This window comes from Micromonospora sp. NPDC005163 (genome assembly GCF_053599835.1).
Map to the genome: position 1 here is coordinate 1 of NZ_JBSFYP010000057.1, position 19160 is coordinate 19160.

Annotated in this window: 19 protein-coding genes; 12 read left to right on the forward strand and 7 right to left on the reverse strand. The window is 68.7% G+C overall.

All coding sequences use genetic code 11. The features are described 5' to 3' along the window. A partial coding sequence (locus ACWD6N_RS28870; RefSeq protein WP_450005352.1) for a YcxB family protein occupies nt 1-531 on the reverse strand: 531 nt, incomplete at its 3' end. 453 nt (nt 532-984) lie between these two features. Between ACWD6N_RS28870 and ACWD6N_RS28875 the strand changes: the two genes are divergently transcribed. The 5 genes from ACWD6N_RS28875 (at nt 985) to ACWD6N_RS28895 (ending at nt 5003) form a co-directional block, all read left to right on the forward strand. Continuing rightward, nucleotides 985-1242: a hypothetical protein gene (locus tag ACWD6N_RS28875; protein ID WP_354968589.1), complete on the forward strand. Its 258-nt coding sequence runs from the start codon at nt 985-987 to the stop codon at nt 1240-1242. A gap of 95 nt (nt 1243-1337) precedes the next feature. Beyond that, on the forward strand, nt 1338-1769 hold the full coding sequence (locus ACWD6N_RS28880) for a hypothetical protein (protein WP_387329542.1): 432 nt from the start codon (nt 1338-1340) through the stop codon (nt 1767-1769). Between the two features lie 796 nt (nt 1770-2565). After that, nucleotides 2566-2772, forward strand: coding sequence for a hypothetical protein (locus ACWD6N_RS28885; protein ID WP_354968591.1), 207 nt, complete (start codon nt 2566-2568; stop codon nt 2770-2772). A gap of 1052 nt (nt 2773-3824) precedes the next feature. Further along, entirely contained in the window at nt 3825-4169 is a 345-nt protein-coding gene (locus tag ACWD6N_RS28890; protein WP_354968592.1) for a barstar family protein, read from the forward strand. A 246-nt stretch (nt 4170-4415) separates the two neighbouring features. After that, a complete protein-coding gene (locus tag ACWD6N_RS28895; protein ID WP_354968593.1) occupies nt 4416-5003 on the forward strand; it encodes a hypothetical protein in 588 nt (195 codons plus the stop codon). A 44-nt stretch (nt 5004-5047) separates the two neighbouring features. Here ACWD6N_RS28895 and ACWD6N_RS28900 read toward each other — a convergent pair whose 3' ends face one another. From ACWD6N_RS28900 to ACWD6N_RS28915, 4 genes are all read right to left on the reverse strand, one after another. Beyond that, nucleotides 5048-6229, reverse strand: coding sequence for a low temperature requirement protein A (locus ACWD6N_RS28900; protein WP_354968594.1), 1182 nt, complete (start codon nt 6227-6229; stop codon nt 5048-5050). Next, a complete protein-coding gene (locus ACWD6N_RS28905; protein WP_354968595.1) occupies nt 6229-7350 on the reverse strand; it encodes a DUF4240 domain-containing protein in 1122 nt (373 codons plus the stop codon). Before ACWD6N_RS28905 ends, ACWD6N_RS28900 begins: the two co-directional genes overlap by 1 nt. 578 nt (nt 7351-7928) lie before the next feature. After that, on the reverse strand, nt 7929-8588 hold the full coding sequence (locus tag ACWD6N_RS28910) for a response regulator transcription factor (RefSeq protein ID WP_354968596.1): 660 nt from the start codon (nt 8586-8588) through the stop codon (nt 7929-7931). Next, nucleotides 8576-9763, reverse strand: coding sequence for a histidine kinase (locus ACWD6N_RS28915; protein ID WP_450005355.1), 1188 nt, complete (start codon nt 9761-9763; stop codon nt 8576-8578). Before ACWD6N_RS28915 ends, ACWD6N_RS28910 begins: the two co-directional genes overlap by 13 nt. A 252-nt stretch (nt 9764-10015) precedes the next feature. Here ACWD6N_RS28915 and ACWD6N_RS28920 point away from each other — a divergent pair, with 252 nt between their 5' ends. From ACWD6N_RS28920 to ACWD6N_RS28930, 3 genes are all read left to right on the forward strand, one after another. Continuing rightward, complete coding sequence (locus ACWD6N_RS28920; RefSeq protein ID WP_450005357.1) at nt 10016-10774, forward strand: ABC transporter ATP-binding protein; 759 nt, start codon at nt 10016-10018, stop codon at nt 10772-10774. Then, nucleotides 10774-13338 (forward strand): ABC transporter permease, encoded by a 2565-nt coding sequence (locus ACWD6N_RS28925; RefSeq protein WP_450005359.1) that lies wholly within the window; start codon nt 10774-10776, stop codon nt 13336-13338. The genes ACWD6N_RS28920 and ACWD6N_RS28925 overlap by 1 nt, the downstream gene beginning before the upstream one ends. A gap of 84 nt (nt 13339-13422) precedes the next feature. Continuing rightward, on the forward strand, nt 13423-13830 hold the full coding sequence (locus ACWD6N_RS28930; protein ID WP_354968600.1) for a serine hydrolase: 408 nt from the start codon (nt 13423-13425) through the stop codon (nt 13828-13830). A gap of 116 nt (nt 13831-13946) precedes the next feature. Here ACWD6N_RS28930 and ACWD6N_RS28935 read toward each other — a convergent pair whose 3' ends face one another. Then, nucleotides 13947-14393: an anthrone oxygenase family protein gene (locus ACWD6N_RS28935; RefSeq protein ID WP_387329531.1), complete on the reverse strand. Its 447-nt coding sequence runs from the start codon at nt 14391-14393 to the stop codon at nt 13947-13949. 91 nt (nt 14394-14484) lie between these two features. On the opposite strand from ACWD6N_RS28935, the gene ACWD6N_RS28940 reads away from it, so the two are divergent. Continuing rightward, nucleotides 14485-15063: a TetR/AcrR family transcriptional regulator gene (locus tag ACWD6N_RS28940; RefSeq protein ID WP_450005361.1), complete on the forward strand. Its 579-nt coding sequence runs from the start codon at nt 14485-14487 to the stop codon at nt 15061-15063. Nucleotides 15064-15115: 52 nt separating this feature from the next. Beyond that, on the forward strand, nt 15116-15703 hold the full coding sequence (locus ACWD6N_RS28945; protein ID WP_450005392.1) for a serine hydrolase: 588 nt from the start codon (nt 15116-15118) through the stop codon (nt 15701-15703). A 53-nt stretch (nt 15704-15756) separates the two neighbouring features. Here the strand turns inward: ACWD6N_RS28945 and ACWD6N_RS28950 are convergent, their stop codons facing one another. Beyond that, entirely contained in the window at nt 15757-16533 is a 777-nt protein-coding gene (locus tag ACWD6N_RS28950) for a hypothetical protein (protein WP_450005363.1), read from the reverse strand. A gap of 268 nt (nt 16534-16801) precedes the next feature. On the opposite strand from ACWD6N_RS28950, the gene ACWD6N_RS28955 reads away from it, so the two are divergent. Both ACWD6N_RS28955 and ACWD6N_RS28960 read left to right on the forward strand, forming a co-directional pair. Continuing rightward, nucleotides 16802-17374, forward strand: coding sequence for a hypothetical protein (locus tag ACWD6N_RS28955; RefSeq protein WP_450005365.1), 573 nt, complete (start codon nt 16802-16804; stop codon nt 17372-17374). Beyond that, entirely contained in the window at nt 17367-18209 is an 843-nt protein-coding gene (locus ACWD6N_RS28960) for a TRM11 family SAM-dependent methyltransferase (protein WP_450005367.1), read from the forward strand. Before ACWD6N_RS28955 ends, ACWD6N_RS28960 begins: the two co-directional genes overlap by 8 nt. Nucleotides 18210-19160 lie beyond the last annotated feature (951 nt).

The following is a 19160-nucleotide window of genomic DNA, read 5'->3' on the forward strand; positions in this document are numbered from 1 at the left end:
ATCCGTAGCATCATCGTGCGGGCGTGGAAGCACTACCGGTGGGACACCCGACCCCGCAGCCCTCGCATCCGATGACCTACTGGCGGACGCTCTAACGATGAAGTCGTCCACGATTCGTTGATCCTCGGGCGCGAACGCCGCCCGCGGCACCGGAATTTGGCTCATGCCGTACTTCAGCAGCCAGGTGTGGCGTCGCCGCCGAATCCGGGTGATGCCGGACCAGTCGATCTGTGTCCGGCTGCTCGCGGTCTGGATGTCGACGCCCGACGTGCTCACCTCGTACCGGAACGGCTCGACGAAGAGGCTGCGCTGCAGCAACCAACTCAGTACCGGAAGGAGTTCGGTCACGGCGAACGCGGCACACAACATCAGCACGACGTAGAGCAGCCGACCGTTGAACCCCGTCAGTGTCGCGAGCAGCGTGGCCAACAGCACAGCCAGTGCCGCGAGGGCGAGCAGGAGCGTCCGCATAACCCGTTGCCAGCGGCCCAGTGCGTCTTGGCTCATCCGCCGCAGCAGGCCGTACGTCATCTGCACTTCCCCGGTCACGTGCACGTGCCGCAGTATGGCACGGCATCGCCGCAAGCCGCCGTCGCCCAAGCGTGACAGCGATGGCCGCCCAAAGCGTCGGGAACCTGCCGAGTGAACACCATGGTCCACCACGTCAGACAGCTATCCGCCATCTGGGTTGCACCCGCGGAGTAGACAGGCTTCCTGCCCCTACTACGGCGACTCAATATCCGGATCTGCCGCGATCAGAGCGTCGACCTCCGTCCGCGCGACGACCGGATCTGCCGATGTGCGTACGTCGGATTCTGGTTTCATGGCTCACATTGGGTGGCGTGTCACCTTAGACTGGAGCACCGGTCTGTCGGTCAGCTCAGGCAGGGTGATCAACGCTGCCGTCGCAGAGTGGGTCATCATCCGCCGCCCCGGAGTGCGACCGGCACGGCGAGCAGAAGCCGCGGGGGTGAGGTCCTGACCATGCCGAACGACGCCCATGCACCCTTGCGCTACGAGCTCCGTATCCACGGACACCTCGACCAGCACTGGTCGACCTGGTTCGGCGGCCTCGCCCTCACCCACGAGGACGACGCCACTACACTTCGCGGCGCCGTGACGGACCAAGCCGAGCTGCACGGCCTGCTCACCAAGGTCCGCGACCTCGGCGTCACCCTCATCTCCCTCACCTCCATCGACGCCGCGCACGACCCTGATTCCCAGGAACAGCAACACCAGTAGACCCCCTGGGTTCACGCGACGAGGCTGACCCACACGCCCCGAACACGTACTGCCGCACGACCGCCACCATCCCATCTCGACCAGGAGTAAATCCCATGTCCACTACCACTGTCGCCGCACCCACTATCCATTCCGATCTGTCCCTGACCCGCCTGCACCTGATGCGCGCCGGCTACCTCCTGATGGGTGTCGGACTGGCCCTGGTGAAGTGGCCGCTCCTGCCCGACGTCGCCACCCTGCCGCTCTACGAGGGCGTGACGCTCTGCATGCTCACCGCCATGTCCCTCTTGGCGTTCCTCGGCCTGCGATACCCGGTCAAGCTGCTTCCCGTGCTGCTGTTCGAGTCGCTCTGGAAGCTCCTCTGGCTCGCACTGGTCGCCCTCCCCGGAGCCACCACCGGTGACCTCGACGCGGCCATGACCGAGACCGTGGTCAGTTGCTCCCTGGTTGTCGTCATCCTCGCCGTCACCCCATGGCGGTACGTGTGGCGGAACTACGTACGCGCCACCGGAAACCGGTGGCGGTGAGCAGCCCGATGTCCCTGAGCTCTCCGCTCGAACTCATCGCTTAGTACCTGACCGTGTACATCGATGTGCGGCCGCGATCGGGGGAGCAGGTTGGGAGCAGTTGGGTGCACTGAACGGCGTTGAACCGCATCCAACGGCACCGAGCGGCGCTGAACGGCACCCGCCTCGACGTGTAGTCTTCCGTTTCCGCAGGTCAGAGTCGGTTCAGCGTCCTGCTTCACACGGAGTGCTCAGCCATATTGAGCAGCAGTTGACAGCACTCTATGTCGCCTGGTAGCGGAGTATCCGCAGGTCAGGGCGGTAAGGAGCTGCTGGATGGCCTGGCCTTGGAGGTGGGCGCAGGTTGGCGAAGTGGTCACCGCGCCCGACGTGCTCACCGCAGCCGGACGCGGAACAGTGCGCTGACCGCGGTGATGCGGGGCGAGCGGGCCGACGTGACCTCCCAGAGAACACCGAAGTGGTCACGCTTCGCTGCTCCCCGCCTGGCTGGTGCCGGCTGTCGTCCCAGGCCCGCTGCCTCCAATCACGAAAGGCACGCTGCATCGGCGTATGGCTCTGGGTCTCACCGTGGTGGCGTCCTTATGGATCCCGGGTCCTGAGACTCGAATCCCACCGGTAACCCTCTGACCAGGGCCTTCTACTCGGTGACCTCTTCGGCGGATCCGAAGGTGTCGACCACGCGCGTGGAAAGATGATCATGTGCCGAGTACCAACCCCCCGGCCGGTTGCACCCGCGACGCTCGTGTTCGAAGGGGCTTGGGACATCACCGGCCGGCTCGGACCCCTCCATGAAGTCATGGAAATCGCCGATGTTCACCGGCTTGATCCGCCGGACAGCAACCCCGAGCCGTTGTGGCAAATCGAAGGCCAAAACTTCGAGTTCCGCCTTCGGGCCTCCGGCTACACCCAGTATCTCCGGTTGCCGCCGCAACTCGTCGCCCGGCAGATGCTCACATCGGCCCAGCGCGCCGGGATCAGCTTCGCTGAGCGATCCTTCGGATGACGAGGGTGCACGGATCTGCCGCGAACAGGGCGTCGACCTTGGCGGGTGGCAACGACCGGATCTGCCGAAAGTAGTGCGTCTGCGTTGCGGAGCACCGACGAGCTGGGTGGTGCGCGAGGCGAGTTCGTGATTCGCCAGTATGGTCGGGAGGTGACGACCGACCAGCCGGAGCAGCAGCGGTGGACGTGGAATCGGCGGGTCTCGCCGCGTTGGCTGCTTCGCGGACCCGCAGTTCCCGACGACGGGGATGTCCTAGCGTTGTGCGTCAACGTCGACGGGTTGTTCGTCGATCTGCCACCCCGGCCGCGGGAACGCTTCACCCTCCTGGGCTGCGTACCGGACGGGGCCGTCGCCTCGAGCCTCGACAGTGGCCCCGCTGCGATTGCCGTCGACGGCGGCCGCGACTGGTTGGGCAACCTGTGGGTGTCGGCGATGCCCGACGACCGAGCGACACGGGACGGCTGGTTCGGCGTGTATCTGCTCGACGTGACCGTCCTGGGCCAACGGCCGTCGACGACCTCGCCAGGGCGTGTCGACGTCGACCTGGAAGGCCTCGTCCACGTGGACGATCGCACGGACGCCGTCGACCACCCCGGCGACGTAACCGGGTTCGTGCTGCGCGGTACGGACGACACACCGTACGGTGCCTGCGCCGACATCACGGGCGTCTTCCGGGACCAGGCCGCGCCACCGGTACCGAACGTCGTCCTGGTCGGGTGCCAACCCGAGCCGCTACTGCAGGCCGCGATCGCCGCCATGCCGAAGTCGACAAAGACCGGCCTACGCCGTCGCCAGGTAACAGCCGACGAGGAAGCCATCGCCGCCGATGGCTCGGCGTCACCCCTGATAGGCGGCCTCGTGTACGGCACGATCGTGTCGAGCGTGCCGTCCTTGCTCGGTGACGGCCTCCTTGACGTCACCGTCGCCAGCGAGGGACACCAGCCGCACTCGACGGGAAAACGTCCATTCTGGAGCAGTGGCTTGCTGGCCGACCCGCTGAGCGCAACCTGTGGGCCGGCTACGACCGGACGCTACGGCACGAATGGTCCGGCATGGCACTGGCCTATCGCCGCTCCGATCTCCTGGACCAGTCGGCAGGGATCGTGTTTGACCTCGACGGCCGCTTCGTCACCGACATCGAGGGCTTCTACTGCGCCATCGGCGAGGCCATCAACGGCCCGGGCGGCTACTTCGGTTGGAACCTCGACGCCCTTAGCGACTGCCTGCATTCGAGGTGGGGTGCCCGCACACCGTTCCGGCTGGTCTGGCACAACTCGGCGGTAGCCCGCGAACACCTCGTCGCCGGCTACAACCGGCGTCGGTACGAGCCAGCGGTCACCCTCGACTACCTCCTGCAGATGCTCACCGAACACGGCGTCGAGGTCGAACTGCGCTGAGCACCTCGCCTCGCCCCCTCCTCCAGTCCGCACGTGCGCCGAAGATGCATCCTGTAATGCCGCCGAGCGCAGGCGGTGGTCAGCTGGCCGCGCGTTTCCATGGACGCTCGATCCACGGATTGTTGTCGAGGTAGGCCGTGAGCTTGGGGAAACGCTGCCTCGTACGGGTCTCGTCGCGCAGATCGGCCGGCGTTCCGGAGGGCGTGTCGGGCCCGGTGGGGCCTCACCACCGCCGACGAGGACGCCGTGATCGACGCGATCGTCGCCGAGGTCGAGGAGAACGTCCGGCACGACATGATCGAGAGCGGCCTCAACGAGCGCTTCGACCTGCGGATCCGCAACAGCCGCGACCACGCCGACCCGTTCGGCGAGCCGAACGTGAGCCGGGTGATCGTCGGCGGCACGATCGCCGAGTCCGGGATCCCCACGATCGGCATCGCCCAATACATCAACCCCGGCAACTTCGGCACCGAGGACAGCGCCCTGGTGCTGCTCGACGTGCTGAGCGACCCGTCCGGCGAGGCCTCGCTAAACACGTACATGACGGCGGCCAGTGACCGGATCGCCTTCGTCGGGCAGGCGGTCGGCAACGTCACCGCGCACGAGGCGGGTCACTTCTTCGGCAACTGGCACGTCGACCAGTTCAACGAACAGGCCAACATCATGGACCAGGGCGGCAACCCTGCGCTCATGTTCGGCGTCGGCGCCGACAACATCGGCGGCACCGCCGACGATCCCGACGTCGACTTCGGCGAGGACCTGCTCAACCCCGGTGAGGGCTTCACCGGCATCGAGGACACCGCGACCCGGATCGAGTTCGCGGTAACCCGGTAACGGTCGCGGACCGGGGGCCTGCCACGGCGGGCTCCCGGGTCCCGCTACGGCCGTCTGTCCCGTGGTGCGGCTGGCGGGTGCTTTCGCGCGTCCCGCGCATCGGAGAGGACGACGGCGGCGAGGACCGCGGCGATGGCGACAGCGGCCAGCAGCGGTGGGGCGAGCAGCAGCGGTGCCGCCAGCGCGAGCAGGGTGAGCAGGGCGATCAGTCGGTCTGGCGAAACCCGACCGAAGACCGTGTGTTCCAGGAGGGCCCGTCCCACGATGAACAGCGCGGGTCCGCCGACGAGGACGGCGACCCACGCCGGGTGACTGTGGCCGAACGGTTGGGCGATGACGAGTTCGTCGCCGACCGCGGTGACGACCACGCCGGCCACCATTGTCAGGTGGGCGAGTGCCATGGGGCGGGCCAGCCGTATCGGATCGGCGGCGGCGTCGATGGCTTCGGCAAGTAGTTCTCCGGCGCGGAAGACGTAGATCCTCCAGAGGAGCACGGTGGTGAGGATCGAGGCCGCGAAGGCGCCGGTCCGGTCGGCGGTGAAGTCCGTCCGGGTGAAGGTGAGCCCCGTGACGAGGATCAGTTCGCCGAGGGCGATGATGAAGAGTTGGCGGTGCCGCTCCGCCATATGCTCGGCGGCGACGGGCCACTCGGGTGCGGTTATCCGCCCGAGCCGTGGGGTGGGAAACCGGAGGGTGAACGCGGCGTAGTTGATCGCCGCGCCGAGGGTCCAGAGCACGGCGCGTGCGGCATCGCCGGTGACACTGCCCGCGATCCAGAGCACGCCGGTGCCGGTGGACCAGACGAGTAGCCGCCAGCCGGTGCGCCTTTCCGGTTGGGGCAGGGCGACGGCGAAGAAGAGCGCCATCGCGATCTGGAGTACGGCGTAAACGCTCGCGAATACAACGCTGCGCTCGTCGAAGGCGTCGGCCAGAACGGCTGCCATCGCGATACTGGCGATCATGGTGCCCAGGACAACCACCTGGACCGTGGTGCGGCGAGGGTCCAACCGGTTCGTCAGCCACGCCGTAAGGCTCCAGATCCACCACACCGAGAGGAGCAGCACGAGGGTCTGGTACGCCCCCGTCCAGGTCAGCTCCGAGATCAGCTTTCGGGAGAGTTGAGTGAAGGCGAAGACGAACGCCAGGTCGAAGAAAAGCTCCAGGAGCGCCACCGGCTGCCGTTCCCGGGGCGCCCTGAGTAGCCCGCCTGGCTGTTCGTCCCCCATTACCTGCGTCCTACCGATCCGGACTCCGCACCAAGGTCGAAACTCGGCAAACCACCCAAACGGGTGGAGCCGCACGTGCACCGGTCGACGAGTCGTCGCCGCACCCGCACCGTGGCCAGCCGGTTGAGATCGTTGGCGGGTGGTGGAGTCACTCGACCTGTATCTGGAGTTCGATCCGGGTGCGGGTTTTCCGGGCCGAATGCTGGAGAACGCGTTACGGGAGAGCATTCGGACCGGCCGGTTGCCGGCCGGGTCGCGCTTGCCCGGGAGCCGGAGCCACCGACCTGGGCCGGTCCCGGGGCACGGTGGTGCAGGCGTACGCGCAACTGGTGGCGGAAGGGTGGCTGGTGTCGGCGCCCGGCTCGGGCACCCGGGTCGCGGACGTACCTCACGAACCGCCCGACTCGCGCGAGAAGCCGCGGCCCGCGACGGCGACCGGGCCGGTGATCGAGCTGCGGCCGGGGATTCCCGATCTCGGTTCGTTCCCGCGTACGGTCTGGGCCGGCAGTGTTCGCCGCGTGCTGGCGACGGCGTCGCACGGCACGTTCGACCATCCCGACCCGACGGGACTGCCCGCGTTGCGGGCGGCGGTGGCCGTCTATCTCGCGCGTGCCCGTGGGGTGCGCTGCGACCCGGACGCGGTGGTGATCACCGCGGGCTTCACCCAAGGAAGGCCCATCGATAGCGAGGGGAGCCCCGGTTGCGGCGATGTGCGCCTCGAGTGGGAGGCCGCAGAACCAGTCAATCCGAGCGTTGCGCCGGTCACGCGCCAGCTCGACCGTCCTGGACACGCTGCATGGTTGGCCGCCCGTGCGACACGATCCAGTCCTGCACGCGGGAAAGTCATCCTCGCTCAAGGGACCAAGCAGCAGCGTCGCGGCGTCCCGGATTGACCAGTTGTAGAGCTTGTCCTGTGCCTGGAACCAAAGCTCCTCAAACTGTTCAATCTCGCTTGGGGCCAACGCGCGAAGGCGACGGAGGAGCGCCTGGGCGACGCGTTCGGTGTCACTACCCACCTCAGCCCGGGCACCTTCGACGATGCGCCAGAAGACCGCCCACTCCACTGCCAGACCGTACCAAGTCGGTCCTGTGCCGTCGGTCGGCGCGACGATCCTCGCCACCCCTTGTCGGTAGGTCTGAGCCGGCGTGATTCAAGATCGGGCACCCGGATCTGCCGCCGATCGTGCGCGTCGGCGTCGGAGCGCCCCGTCACCCTAGGTAGCCGCCAGAGGTGGTACGTCCGGGTGCGAGGACGTCCGGTCGTGCCGATGGGCGGGCGTCGGGTGATTGACCGACTACACCTCTGGTACCGGACGTCTCAGTAGTTGGTGTCTGGCGGGCCGATTTTTGGAGCTCCAAGGCCGCTGTGACGTGCCTAAACTTCCAAGATTTCGGGATGGGCCCCGGGCTTGCCCTTGGGTGCCGCTGACCAAACAAACGTACGTGATCATGGAAGTGGGCGGTCGGTGGGCCGTGATCACGTGAGTTCTGTGCGGCTGGGGCGCACTCTTTTATGGGATTTCATGGAGTGTGCCTGGGCAGGCGGCGTGATCACATGGAGTTGTTGCTCGCGGAGTCTGTCGCGTACGTCATCGGCCTCGTCGCCGAGTTGGAGATCTTTGTGCCGCCGTGGAGAAAGCTCGGATGCGCGCTGCCCCGGCGGCGCTGGTCGCCGCGGTTGAGCGAGTCACCGGCGTACTCAGTCGCCGCCGATCTGGCCCGCGCCGTTGAGGTAGGTGAGAACGGCGAGGACGCGGCGGTGGCCGCTGTCGGTGACGGCGAGGCCGAGCTTGTTGAAGATGTTGCCGATGTGCTTGTGCACGGCGTTGTCGGTGATGAAAAGCCGGTCAGCGATGGTGTTGTTGTCGTGTCCCTGTGCCATCAGCGCGAGTACCTCGCGTTCGCGAGGGGTGAGGACGGCGATCGGGTCGCCGCGGTTGGTGAGGAGTTGGGCGATGACTTCGGTGTCCATGGCGGTGCCACCGGCGGCCACTCGGCGCAGCGCGTCGACGAACTCATCCACCCGGCTGACGCGATCCTTGAGGAGGTAGCCGACGCCGCCGCCGGTGGTGGAGAGGAGTTCGGCGGCGTACTGCTGCTCGACGTACTGCGACAGCACCAGGACCGGCAGGCCAGGGTGCTCTCGACGGGCCTGCAGGGCGGCTCGGATGCCCTCGTCGCGAAATGACGGCGGCAGCCGGACGTCGACGATGGTGACGTCGGGCCGATGGTCCCGCACGGCGGTGAGGAAGCCCGTCGCGTCGCCCGCGATGGCGGCGATGTCGAACCCCACGCTGTTGAGCAGCAGTTCCAGTCCGGTGGCCAGCAGCACGTTGTCTTCGGCGATTACAACCCGCACGGCAGCTCCATGGTGATCGTCGTCGGCCCGCCGGCCGGACTATCGACGTCGACGGTGCCGTCGAGAGCGAGCACCCGGCGACGGATCCCGGCCAGGCCGGTGCCCAGCCGATCGTCGGCGCCGCCAGCGCCGTTGTCGGTGATCACCACCGATAACCGGTCTGCCGTGCGGCTCACCCGTACGCCGGCCGTAGTCGCTTGGCTGTGCTTGGCGACGTTGGTGAGTGCCTCGGCGACGGCGAAGTAGACGATAGACTCCACGGCCGCCGGTACCGTTTCGAGGTTGTCGATGTCCAGCCGGGTTGGCACGCCGCAGCGAGCCGTCACTGCGGTCAGTGCACCGGTGAGGCCGCGGTCGGCGAGGATCGGCGGGTAGACGGTTCGGATCACGTCGCGGAGTTCGGTCATCGCCTCCTCGGTTCCTTCGTGTGCGTCCCGAAGGAGTCCTTCCAGGAACTGCTCGTTTCGTGGATTGTTGGACAGTGCCCGCCGGGCCACGGCCAGCCGCATCGCGATGGCCACCAGCCGCGCCTGGGTGCCGTCGTGCAGGTCGCGCTCGATCCGGCGCAGCTCTGCGCCGTGTGCGTCGAGCACGTCTGCCCGGGTGCGGGTCAACACGGCGACCCGGTCGGCGAGCTGTTCGGCTGCCGAGTGCGACAGCACTACCAGGCAGATCCGGGCGTGTGCGCGAGCGATCGGCGCGAAGGCCAGGTACGCCAGCGCGGTGAGCAGGAGGATCTGCAGTGGACCGAGTGTGAGGGCTGTCGCCCAGCCGGTCACCGGAATATCGATGAACAGCCGTGGTCGATCCTGCGGTGCGAACGCCCACCACAGTGGTGTGGCGACCGCGGCGGTCAGGATGTTGCCGACGCACAGCAGCGCGAGCAGGCCGAGCGGCACTGCGGTGATGGCGTTCACCGGCAGCCAGAGCAGGTCGCGGGGCGTCGCCGGATCGGCCCATGCCCGGCGTGCCGTCGCGCGCAGGGCAGGACGCGATGCCAACGGCGTCTCGAGCAGTCGGCCGGCGCGGTCACGGTGCCAATTCGCCCATCGCCGGGCGAGCCTCGGATGGCACAGCAGCGGCAGCGCGAGCAGCGTGGCGATCCCAGTGGCCAGTGATTTCAGGAGGTAGGCCCCGCCACGCCACGCCTGCACCCACCGTCGACCCGACGTCACAGGATGCCCTTTCTGCGTACCCTCCTTGGGGCAGCGTCCCTTCGCGTTCCCGACACGGCGCCAAGTCTGCCCCGTGGCCGCCGCCCGCAGCACTACAGCCAGCTGTACCTCACATCGGGTGGTACGGGATATCGGTATCCGACGGCGCGGAATCTAGCGTCGGAACGCATGAGGTTCAACAGCAGAAACCTATCGAGACGACGCGGGGCGCTGGTCGAGGCCACCGCGATCCACTCGCTATACCCGGATGCAATGCCGACATTTGCGACACATCCGTACGCAGTGCAATTGGATTCGGTGTCAAAGGTATACGGGTCGGGGAGGAATGAGGTACGCGCTCTCGACGGGGTGACAGTCGGATTCCCGCGCGGTACGTTCACCGCCGTCATGGGCCCGTCCGGGTCCGGCAAGAGCACGTTTTTGAACTGTGCGGCCGGCCTGGACCGCCCGACATCGGGCCGGGTCGTGCTGGGTGACACGGAGCTGTCCGGCCGGTCGGAGACCGAGTTGACGGAGCTGCGCCGGGACCGGATCGGGTTCGTCTTTCAGGCGTACAACCTGCTCGGTGCGCTGAGCGTGGCGGACAACGTCACGTTGCCCGTCCGGTTGGCCGAGAAACCGGTCGATCCCGAGCAACTAGCGAGTGTCCTCGCCGCGGTCGGGCTCGCCGAGCATCACGACCGGCGCCCGAGCCAGCTCTCCGGTGGCCAGCGACAGCGGGTGGCGATCGCCAGAGCGCTCGTCAACCGGCCCGACCTGGTGTGCGCCGACGAGCCGACGGGCGCGCTGGACAGCGGCACCGGCCGCCAGGTCCTGGCACTGCTCAGGAAGATCGTCGACGACCTGGGGCAGACCGTGCTGATGGTCACGCACGATCCGGTGGCGGCCGCGCAGGCTGACACCGTGGTGTTCCTCGCAGACGGCCGGTTGGCCGGCGAGATGCCCCGGCCGTCCGCCGAGCAGATCGCCGAGCGGATGACTCACCTAGGCGAGCCGTGGGCCGCCGCGTGATGTCCAAGCGCATGCTGGCGTTGGCCTGGAGCACGGTCAAGGGACGAAAGGGCGGGTTCGTCGCGGCATTCGTGGCGGTGCTGTTCGGCTCGGCGGTGATCACGGCCTGCGGGATCCTGCTGGAGAGCAGCGAACGCTCGGGCGTGCCGACCGAGCGCTATCAGGCTGCCGACCTGGTGGTGGGCGCCCCGCAGGCACTGCTGGTGGCCGACGACGTGGATCCCAGGTTCGGCGAGCGGGCCACCCTGCCGGCCGACCGGGTCGGCGATATCGCGCGAGTGCCTGGCGTCCGGGCGGCGATCGCCGAGGTCAACGTCCCGGTCAGCCTCGTGATGGCCGACGCCGAGGTGCTCGCCGGGCCGGACGGCACCCCCGCGTTCGGGCATGGCTGGCAGTCGGCCACGCTCGGCCGGTTCACCACGAGCGCCGGCCGGGCCCCGACCGGGCCGGACGACGTGGTGCTGGACTCCGCGCTGGCCGAGCGGGCCGGCGTCACTGTCGGCGCGTCGGTTCGGCTCGTGGTCGGCTCGAACACGTCGACTTTCCGGGTGACGGGCATCGCGGGTCTGCCTGGAGGCAGTCTCGTCCGGCAGTCCGCACTGTTCTTCACCGATGACCGGGCCCGGGAACTGACCGGCCAACCAGACCGGGTGGACGCGATCGGCGTGCTGGCCGCGCCCGGTGTCGATGCCGACGAGTTGGCAAGCGCCATCAAGGCGGCGGCCTCCGATGTGGTCGTCTACACCGGCAGTGACCGCAGCGAGGTCGAGTTCCTCGACATCGGCAGCACGCGTTCGTTCATCAGCGAGCTGTCGCTGGCGTTCGGCGGCAGCATGGTCTTGGTGATCATGATCGTCGTGGCGAGCACACTCGCCCTGTCCGTTCGGCAGCGGCTGCGGGAACTGGCGCTGCTGAGGGCGATCGGCGCGACCCCGAAGCAGGTGCTCGGCATGATTGCCGCCGAGACCATGGTGGTGGGCACGCTCGGGGCAGTGCTCGGCGTGATTCCGGGCATCGGGCTGAGTTTCCTCTTCCACGAAGCCTTCACCCTGGTCGGCGCGGTACCGGACGACTTCGAACTGTCGATCAGCCCGCTTCCGGTACTCGTGGCGATGGTGCTGTGCCTGGTCGGCGCCCGTCTGGGCGGCTGGATAGCCGCCCGGCGAGCGGCCAAGCTCAGGCCGGTGGACGCGCTCGGCGAGGCCTCGGTGGAGCCGCCCAAACTCGGATGGCTTCGGTTGACCATCGGCTTGCTGCTGGTCCCCGTCGGTCTCGCCACCGCGGCCGTGCTGCCGCTGGTGCTACCCGGTGAAGGGGCCGTTGAAAGCGCGGCCTTCTCGGCGTTCCTGCTCGTCTTCGCTGTCGCGCTGCTGGGGCCGCGGTTGCTCGGCGGTGCCGTCACCGTGCTGGGCCCCTGGCTGAACCGCAGGTCGGGCGTCAGCGGGTTCCTCGCGACCGCGAACGCGCACGCCAACTCCCGGCGGCTCGCCGCGGCGACCACTCCTGTGATCATGGGCATCACCCTGGCCGCCGCGCAGCTCTTCAGCGCGACGACCTCGAGCTCGGCCGCGCAGGATCAGGCCGCGGACGGACTGCGCGCGGACTACGTCGTCACGTCCACGTCCGCTGGCGTCTCGCCCGAGGTCGCGGACGTGCTCCGGGACGTGCCCGGCGTCTCGGCGGTGACCCCGGTCGTCCGCACGCGGACGCTGGCGTTCACCTCGGGAGATGACCCTCAGATCAGGACCTACCCGGCGCAGGGGATCATCGGCGACCGGCTCGCCGAGACCATGGATCTCGCCGTTCTCCAAGGCGATGTCGCGGATGTGCGGGACAACGCGGTCGCGTTGAGCCGGATCGCGGCGGGCACCCTCGGCGCTGCTCTCGGCGACACCGTGGACCTACGTCTCGGTGACGGCACGCCGATCAGACCCACGGTGGTGGCGCTCTACGAGAGAGGACTCGGCTTCGGTGACGTCACGCTGCCGCACGACCTCGTCCTGGAGCACACCACCGACCGCCTGGACTTCGCGGTGCTGATCGCGGCGGCCACGGGAACCGACGTCGGGGCACTCGGCGATGCGTTGCGATCGGCCGTCCAACACCTCCCGAGCGTCCAGGTCAACAACCGCGAGTCGTTCGTCGCCGCGCAGCGCGATGCCGCCGCCGGCGAGTCTGCGGTCGGCCTCATCCTCAACGCGGTCATGCTCGGCTACCTCGCGATCGCCGTGGTGAACACCCTGGTGATGGCGACCGCCGCACGCTTTCGCGAATTCGCCCTGCTCCAACTGGTCGGCGCCACCCGTCGCCAGGTGTTCGCGATGATGCGCAGCGAGACGAGGATCGTCGTCGTCGCAGCCGTTCTTATCGGTACCCTGGCCGCGATCCCGTCGTTGATCGGCACGAGCATCGGGCTGACCAGGACGCTGATCCCGTCCATCCCACCGCTCATCTACCTGGGAATCGTCGCGGTCGCCGCGCTGCTCGGCTGGGCCGCCATCATGACCTCGACCCGGATCGCCATGCGGTCGCAGCCGGTCGACGCGATTGGCGTTCGCGAGTGACGCCGGCGACGCTACAGCGAGCTGTACCGCATCGGGTGGGACGAGGTATCGGTCCGCGTCAACGCCGCTCCTAACGTCAGTGCCATGAGACTGAACAGCAGAAACCGAGGCAGCGGGTCGCGCTGGGTGCGGCGGCGCAGCTTGTCGCCCTCACGTTCACGGCCACCGGGCTCGACCCGGGCCGAAGGATCGGTGACCGGCTCCGGCCACGCCGCCGGCCGGTTGCAACGGGACACCGACGCGATCCACGCCCTCGGTGTGACCGGCGTTCAAGCCCGAGTGACCACCTCCGACGGCCGGCACCTCGTCGCCACCAGCGGGGTCGCCGATCGTGACACCAGGCGCCCGGTGTCACCCAACGGACGCTTGCGGATCGCTAGTACCCGCAAGGCGTTCGAAGCCACCGTCGTCCTGCAACGTGCCTCGGTGATCTGGATCAATGACCTCACCCGAACCAGAGCCCAGAGCCGCGCAGGTCATCGAGGGGCGTAGCTTGTCGGGATCCCAGTTGTGGGCTCTCAGCGGCAGCTGCATTCCCGGATGTCGGGCACGCTGCCGCCCGGCGGAGGGGGGATTGTGCGCCGCGTGCGCGGTGTCGGCCCGCGGGCTCAGGTGAGGGCGGTGACCAGCAGGGCGAAGGCGGCGATGATGACGGCGACGCGGACGTAGTGCAAGCGGTCCCAGCGGTTCATCTGCTGCTTCCAGTCGGCGGGCCGGTTGTCAGGGGTCCACGTCTTGCCCCGGTTGTTGATCGGGACGAGCAGCAGGATCGACATGATCACGCTGAGGATCAGCAGCGCGCCGGCCGTGACGACGAGGCCGGTGCCGTGGTGGTGCCATCCGGCGATGGCCCAGACCGCGACGAGGACGAGCGAGCCGATGTACCAGACCGGCATCACGGCGCCGAGCATCCGGCCCCCGTGGGCGCGGCCGAGTTGGCCACTGTCCTCCGGGAGGGCGTTGAGGATCGGGTTGATGACGAAGGCGACGGAGAACTCCACCCCCACCATCACGCCGACGACCACGGTGGTGAACACCTCGAGTGCGTTGAGCATGAAGACCCCTCCTGGGATCTAGCGTTGATAGCTGGCGTGGCAACGCTAGCACTGCTGCCGCTCGATCGTCTAGCGGTGCTAGGATCGAATCATGTCGGTACAGGAACGCAAGGAGCGCGAACGGGCGGACCGCGAACGCCTCATCGTGGCCACGGCCCGCGAACTCGCCGAGCAGCAGGGCTGGGACGCGGTCACCACCCGCCGGCTCGCCGAGCGCATCGAATACAGCCAGCCCGTCCTCTACAGCCACTTCCGCGGCAAACGGGAGATCATCGGCGCCGTCGCCCTCGAAGGCGCCGCCGAGATGGCCGCGGCGGTGCGGGCCGCGACCGCCGCCGCCGACGGCCCTCGTAGCCGGGTCACCGCCCTCGCCCGCGCCTACCTCGACTTCGCCGCACGCAACCCGGCGGTCTACGACGCCATCTTCCAGCTCGACGGCGGCCTGGCGTTCGCGCACGAGGACACCCCGGCACCTCTCAAGGACGCCTTCGCCGCGCTACTGGAGAGCCTCGGCGAGGTCGCCGGGGACGGCGTCGACCCGGGGCTGTTCACCGAGACATTCTGGGCGGCCCTGCACGGGCTGGCCACCCTGACCCGGGCCGGACGGCTGCCGCCGGAGCACACCGAGCAGAGGGTGGAACTGCTGGTGGACCGGCTCGCCATGCTCTGACGCACCGTCCCGGCGGGCACACAGCCGGGGTCCCCGCTGCCTGCCTGGCGGCATCGCTTCCGGTCACGCGCGCCCACACGGCGCAGCCGCAGATCGCCGGGCCCCGGACCCCCGACGGGGCACCCGCCCCGGAACCTGCGGTGCTCGCGCCCTAGTGGACCCGGACTCCATGGTCTCCAGCACCCGGAACCTCGACCGGTTCTTCCATGCGCTGCTGGGCGGCCCGCTGCTGCGCCCCGCGCAACTGGCCGACATGAAACGAACGGTCGAGATCAACGAGGACATCGAGGCGATCTGGCCGCGCGGCTTCCACGGGCTCGGCCTGGTCAGCCGCCCGCTGCCCTGCGGCGGCGTCTACCAGGGCCACGACGGCGGCTACATCACGGTCACCGGCGTCACCGACGACGGCCGGCGCAGCGCCGTGGTGTCCATGTCCACCTCGCTCGGCGATTCGCTGAACAGCCTCCTAGAGCAGCAACGCGACGCCGACACGCTGATCAAAACGCTCTATGCAACCGCGATGCGCACGCTTGCACCGGTGGCGCAGGGATCGGGTGTAGCCGATCGCAGTGGTCAGCTCGGTAACGAGAACAGCCCCGGAGCAGCCGCATTGATCGCGTCGGAAAGTAAGTCCTTGTAGGTCACGGCGTACCTACCGATGTACTCAGGCTGTATGCCCACAGGGCGGTGTTGTCAGGCCGCCATGGCGGCTTCGTGGCAGCCGGACGAGCGGCTCGGGCCGGACAGGTCGCCCCGCGTGACTGCGGCGGCCACGACGCGTTCGGCGCGGCGGCGGCGCATCCGCAGGACCGACGCGGTGACGCCCTTCTCGGCGGCCAACTGCTCAATCAGCGCGTCACCGAAGCGGGTGGCGCTGATCAGCTCAGCGGCCTCGGCGGTGATCAGGCCCGCGGCGGCCGCCCGGCCGAGCAGCAGATCCGGATGCCCGTAGGGCATCCTCGGCGAACGCGAGCCGGTGGGCAGGTCCAGCGGCAGTTCCTCGCCGTCGTCGGCCTTGACGACCGCGGCCCCGGCGCGCCAGGCCGCCCAGCACAGCCGCAGCCATAACCGGGGCGGGGTGAGGTCCGCCGCACGCAGTGCCTGAAGGAACCCGGCGAGGACTGCGGAGTCGACGTCGTCGGCGTGCCGGGCGTAGCCGCGGCTGATCTTCGCTGCGAGGTGTGTCAGGGCGGGCAGGGCCACGCCGATCGCGCCGACGACCCAGGCCGGTCCCCATTCGCGGGCGTGGTGGGCCAACTGCCGCCACAGCTCATCGGTGGTGTCGCTGTCGTAGCGTCCGTCCATCAGCAGTTCGCGTAGCTCGTCCAGCGGCATCGTCGTGTCCGGCAGACCTGGTACCGGGCGAGCGTCGAACACCAGCGGAGCCGGTTCGCAGGTCAGTAGCTCGAAGGCTGTCTCGGCAGTGGTCAGCGCCGTGTCGCCTGTCCTCGTGCGGGGGGTTGTGGCCATGGTGATGCCTCCTCCACGGGAGCGCTTCGCCCTGCGCGAACGCTTCGAGACCCCCGATTGGGACAGCCCGACCTGACACCACGAGCGAGTGTCAGACCAGGACAGGTCGTGTCCGCTCGTGTCAGGTTCGCCGGTGCGCCGCCCGCCCGCGGGGCTGTCTGGCGGCCGAGCTGACCGTTTCTGTCAGGGGAGGGGCGGGTTCGATCGGCCTGTCAGCGGCGCACTGGGGATCGTCAGTACGCCCGCCGGTCCGGGGGCCACCGTGCCCATGACCGATAGAAACGTCCACCGCGCACCGGTCCCCGTGGGGGACGTGGTGCCCGGCGACCCGCCCGTGCCGATCACCGTCTGGCCGGTCCCTGCTCCGCAGGAGGGCGAGACCATGTCCAACGCGATGGGCGTGCGGCTGGTCCACAACCTCACCCACCCGTGCGACCTCATCATCGACCTGGCCGAGGGGCCGCAGTTGGCCCGCGCGGTCATCGCGGCACACCGCCGCAGCCACCTGCAGGCGGCCCGCCCGTTTGCCTGGGGGCGTGAGGCGGCGACGCTGATCGTCACCGGCTGGCCCGTCGCCGACGCCTGCCCGGTCGAGTTCTTTCTCCGCTGCCGCGCCCGCCTCGCGCCGGGCGGCTGCGTGGCGGTGCTGCTGCCGCACGGCAACGTCACCCTGCCGGTCGACGTCGTCGTCGCCGCGAAGCGGGCCGGGCTGGCGTACCTGCAGCACATCGTGGCGGCCGACCGGCCGCCCCGGCGTGGCCAGCAGGCGCAGCTGGTGATCCACACCGACGTGCTGATCCTGACCCGCAGCGCGACGGAGGGCGGAGGCGCCGATGGCTGAGATGTTGCCGGTCACCTCGGTGTGGCTGACCTGCCAGATACCCGCGCGTGACCAGCGGCGAGGGCGCTACGTCCGGGGGACCTCCAGCCATCCGGCCAAGATGTTGCCTCACCTGGCCGCGCACGCGATCAGCGCGTATACCGCGCCGGGCGATGTGGTGTTCGACCCGATGTGCGGGTGCGGCACCACGTTGGTGGAGGCCATGCACCTCGGCCGGCAGGGCATCGGGATCGACATTGAGCCCCGCTACACCGCACTGGCCGAGGCCAACGTCGCCCTCGCCGCGTCGCAGGGCGCCGCCGGAACGGCGACGGTATTGACCGGGGACGCCACCGGTCTGCTCGACCTGCTGCCCGCGTCCGCGGTCGGCCGGGTGAGCCTTGTACTCACCTCGCCGCCGTACGGGCGCGGAACGCATGGCCTCGTGCAGACCACGAGTACCGGGGTACGCAAGCGAAACCACCTGTATGGGGACCGCGAGCGTGGCAATCTCGCCTATGCGGGGTGGTCCCGCCTGCTTGGCGGGTTCGCCGCGATCCTGGCCGCCAGCTATCAGCTGCTGCGTCCCGGCGGCACCGTGGTGATCACCTCCCGACCGGTACGCCGCCAACGCGATGACCTGATCGACCTGCCCGGCGAGCTGCTCGCCGTCGCGCAGTCAGCCGGGCTGGCCCCGGTGCAGCGGACGGCGGCGATGCTCGCCGCCGTCCGTGACGGGCAGGTCGTGCACCGGGCCAGCATGTTCGGCCTGATGGCGGTCCGGCGGACCCGCGACGAAGGCATCCCGGTGCACCTGGTGGCGCACGAGGACGTGCTGGTCCTTCGCCGCCGTTGAGAGCTTTGCCAGGTTCAGGAGTTCTGAACCTGGCAAGGCAGACGCCGGGAAACTTGACCAACCGTGCGGTCGTGGTCGATGGCGAGACAGCCGCTAGCCAAGCCGATCGGTAGTAGTGACCGACGGCCAGGACGAAGACCTCGGGGCTCCGCCCCGAACCCCCGGCTCTCCTCGGAGATCAGCCGGGAGATCACCTCGCCGGGCACCACAAGGGCTACCAACCTCCCCGACGGGGACAAGGTGGAGCGCTTTACCGGACGTACGATCGTGGCCCCGTCCGGGGAGGCTGGACGGTCTGGCGACTGCCCGACGAGGAGATCCGCCGCAACAAATGGGTCAGTGTCCGTCAGCCTCCGGATGTTCGGCGGCAGTTGGAGGAGCGGAAGCGGCCATGACCCTCATCAGGGCGCGTCAAGAGGCCGCTGTCTCTGTCGTCGTTCCAGGTCACTGCTTCCACGAGCCTGTTGTTCTCGTCGGCGACACCCCGGATGCCGTGGGTAAAGCGTTCCGCCTGGCGGATGTCTTACGTCCTGAGCGGTCCACGCTCGCGGTACCTAACCTAGACCGCGGCCATGCTCGTCACGGGTCTGCGCGTGGAAGTCAGGACCGTAGTCCCTCTCGTTGCGAGAGACGCTGACCCCAGCGGCCTGTAGCGCCACCCCGACTTTGGAGGCGTAGAGCTCGCTTCGATAGACGGCCGGTACTCGGCACCGAACCACGCCCAACGCATGCGCCCCCACCTGCGGTCTCGCGTCTCCGCAGGTCAGAGTCGGTGTAGCGTCCTGCTTCACACCGTAGAGGTCACTGGCTCGATCCCAGTTTCGCCCACAATGAATATTTGCAGGTAGCGAGCCCGTCACCGGAACCACCGGTAACGGGCTTTCGCGCTGTTGCCCTTAAATTGGGGGCAGATTGGGAGCACGCAGCTTCCTGGCGGCACCGGCCTACGCC

What these genes read in the sequence shown, in the direction of transcription:
- ACWD6N_RS28955 (WP_450005365.1), top strand. Translation starts at nt 16,802, where the DNA reads ATGACCGATAGAAACGTCCACCGCGCACCGGTCCCCGTGGGGGACGTG.
- ACWD6N_RS28950 (WP_450005363.1), bottom strand. Translation starts at nt 16,533, where the DNA reads ATGGCCACAACCCCCCGCACGAGGACAGGCGACACGGCGCTGACCACT.
- ACWD6N_RS28920 (WP_450005357.1), top strand. Translation starts at nt 10,016, where the DNA reads ATGCCGACATTTGCGACACATCCGTACGCAGTGCAATTGGATTCGGTG.
- ACWD6N_RS28935 (WP_387329531.1), bottom strand. Translation starts at nt 14,393, where the DNA reads ATGCTCAACGCACTCGAGGTGTTCACCACCGTGGTCGTCGGCGTGATG.
- ACWD6N_RS28880 (WP_387329542.1), top strand. Translation starts at nt 1,338, where the DNA reads ATGTCCACTACCACTGTCGCCGCACCCACTATCCATTCCGATCTGTCC.
- ACWD6N_RS28960 (WP_450005367.1), top strand. Translation starts at nt 17,367, where the DNA reads ATGGCTGAGATGTTGCCGGTCACCTCGGTGTGGCTGACCTGCCAGATA.
- ACWD6N_RS28890 (WP_354968592.1), top strand. Translation starts at nt 3,825, where the DNA reads ATGGCACTGGCCTATCGCCGCTCCGATCTCCTGGACCAGTCGGCAGGG.
- ACWD6N_RS28900 (WP_354968594.1), bottom strand. Translation starts at nt 6,229, where the DNA reads ATGGGGGACGAACAGCCAGGCGGGCTACTCAGGGCGCCCCGGGAACGG.
- ACWD6N_RS28925 (WP_450005359.1), top strand. Translation starts at nt 10,774, where the DNA reads ATGTCCAAGCGCATGCTGGCGTTGGCCTGGAGCACGGTCAAGGGACGA.
- ACWD6N_RS28875 (WP_354968589.1), top strand. Translation starts at nt 985, where the DNA reads ATGCCGAACGACGCCCATGCACCCTTGCGCTACGAGCTCCGTATCCAC.
- ACWD6N_RS28885 (WP_354968591.1), top strand. Translation starts at nt 2,566, where the DNA reads ATGGAAATCGCCGATGTTCACCGGCTTGATCCGCCGGACAGCAACCCC.
- ACWD6N_RS28930 (WP_354968600.1), top strand. Translation starts at nt 13,423, where the DNA reads ATGAGACTGAACAGCAGAAACCGAGGCAGCGGGTCGCGCTGGGTGCGG.
- ACWD6N_RS28940 (WP_450005361.1), top strand. Translation starts at nt 14,485, where the DNA reads ATGTCGGTACAGGAACGCAAGGAGCGCGAACGGGCGGACCGCGAACGC.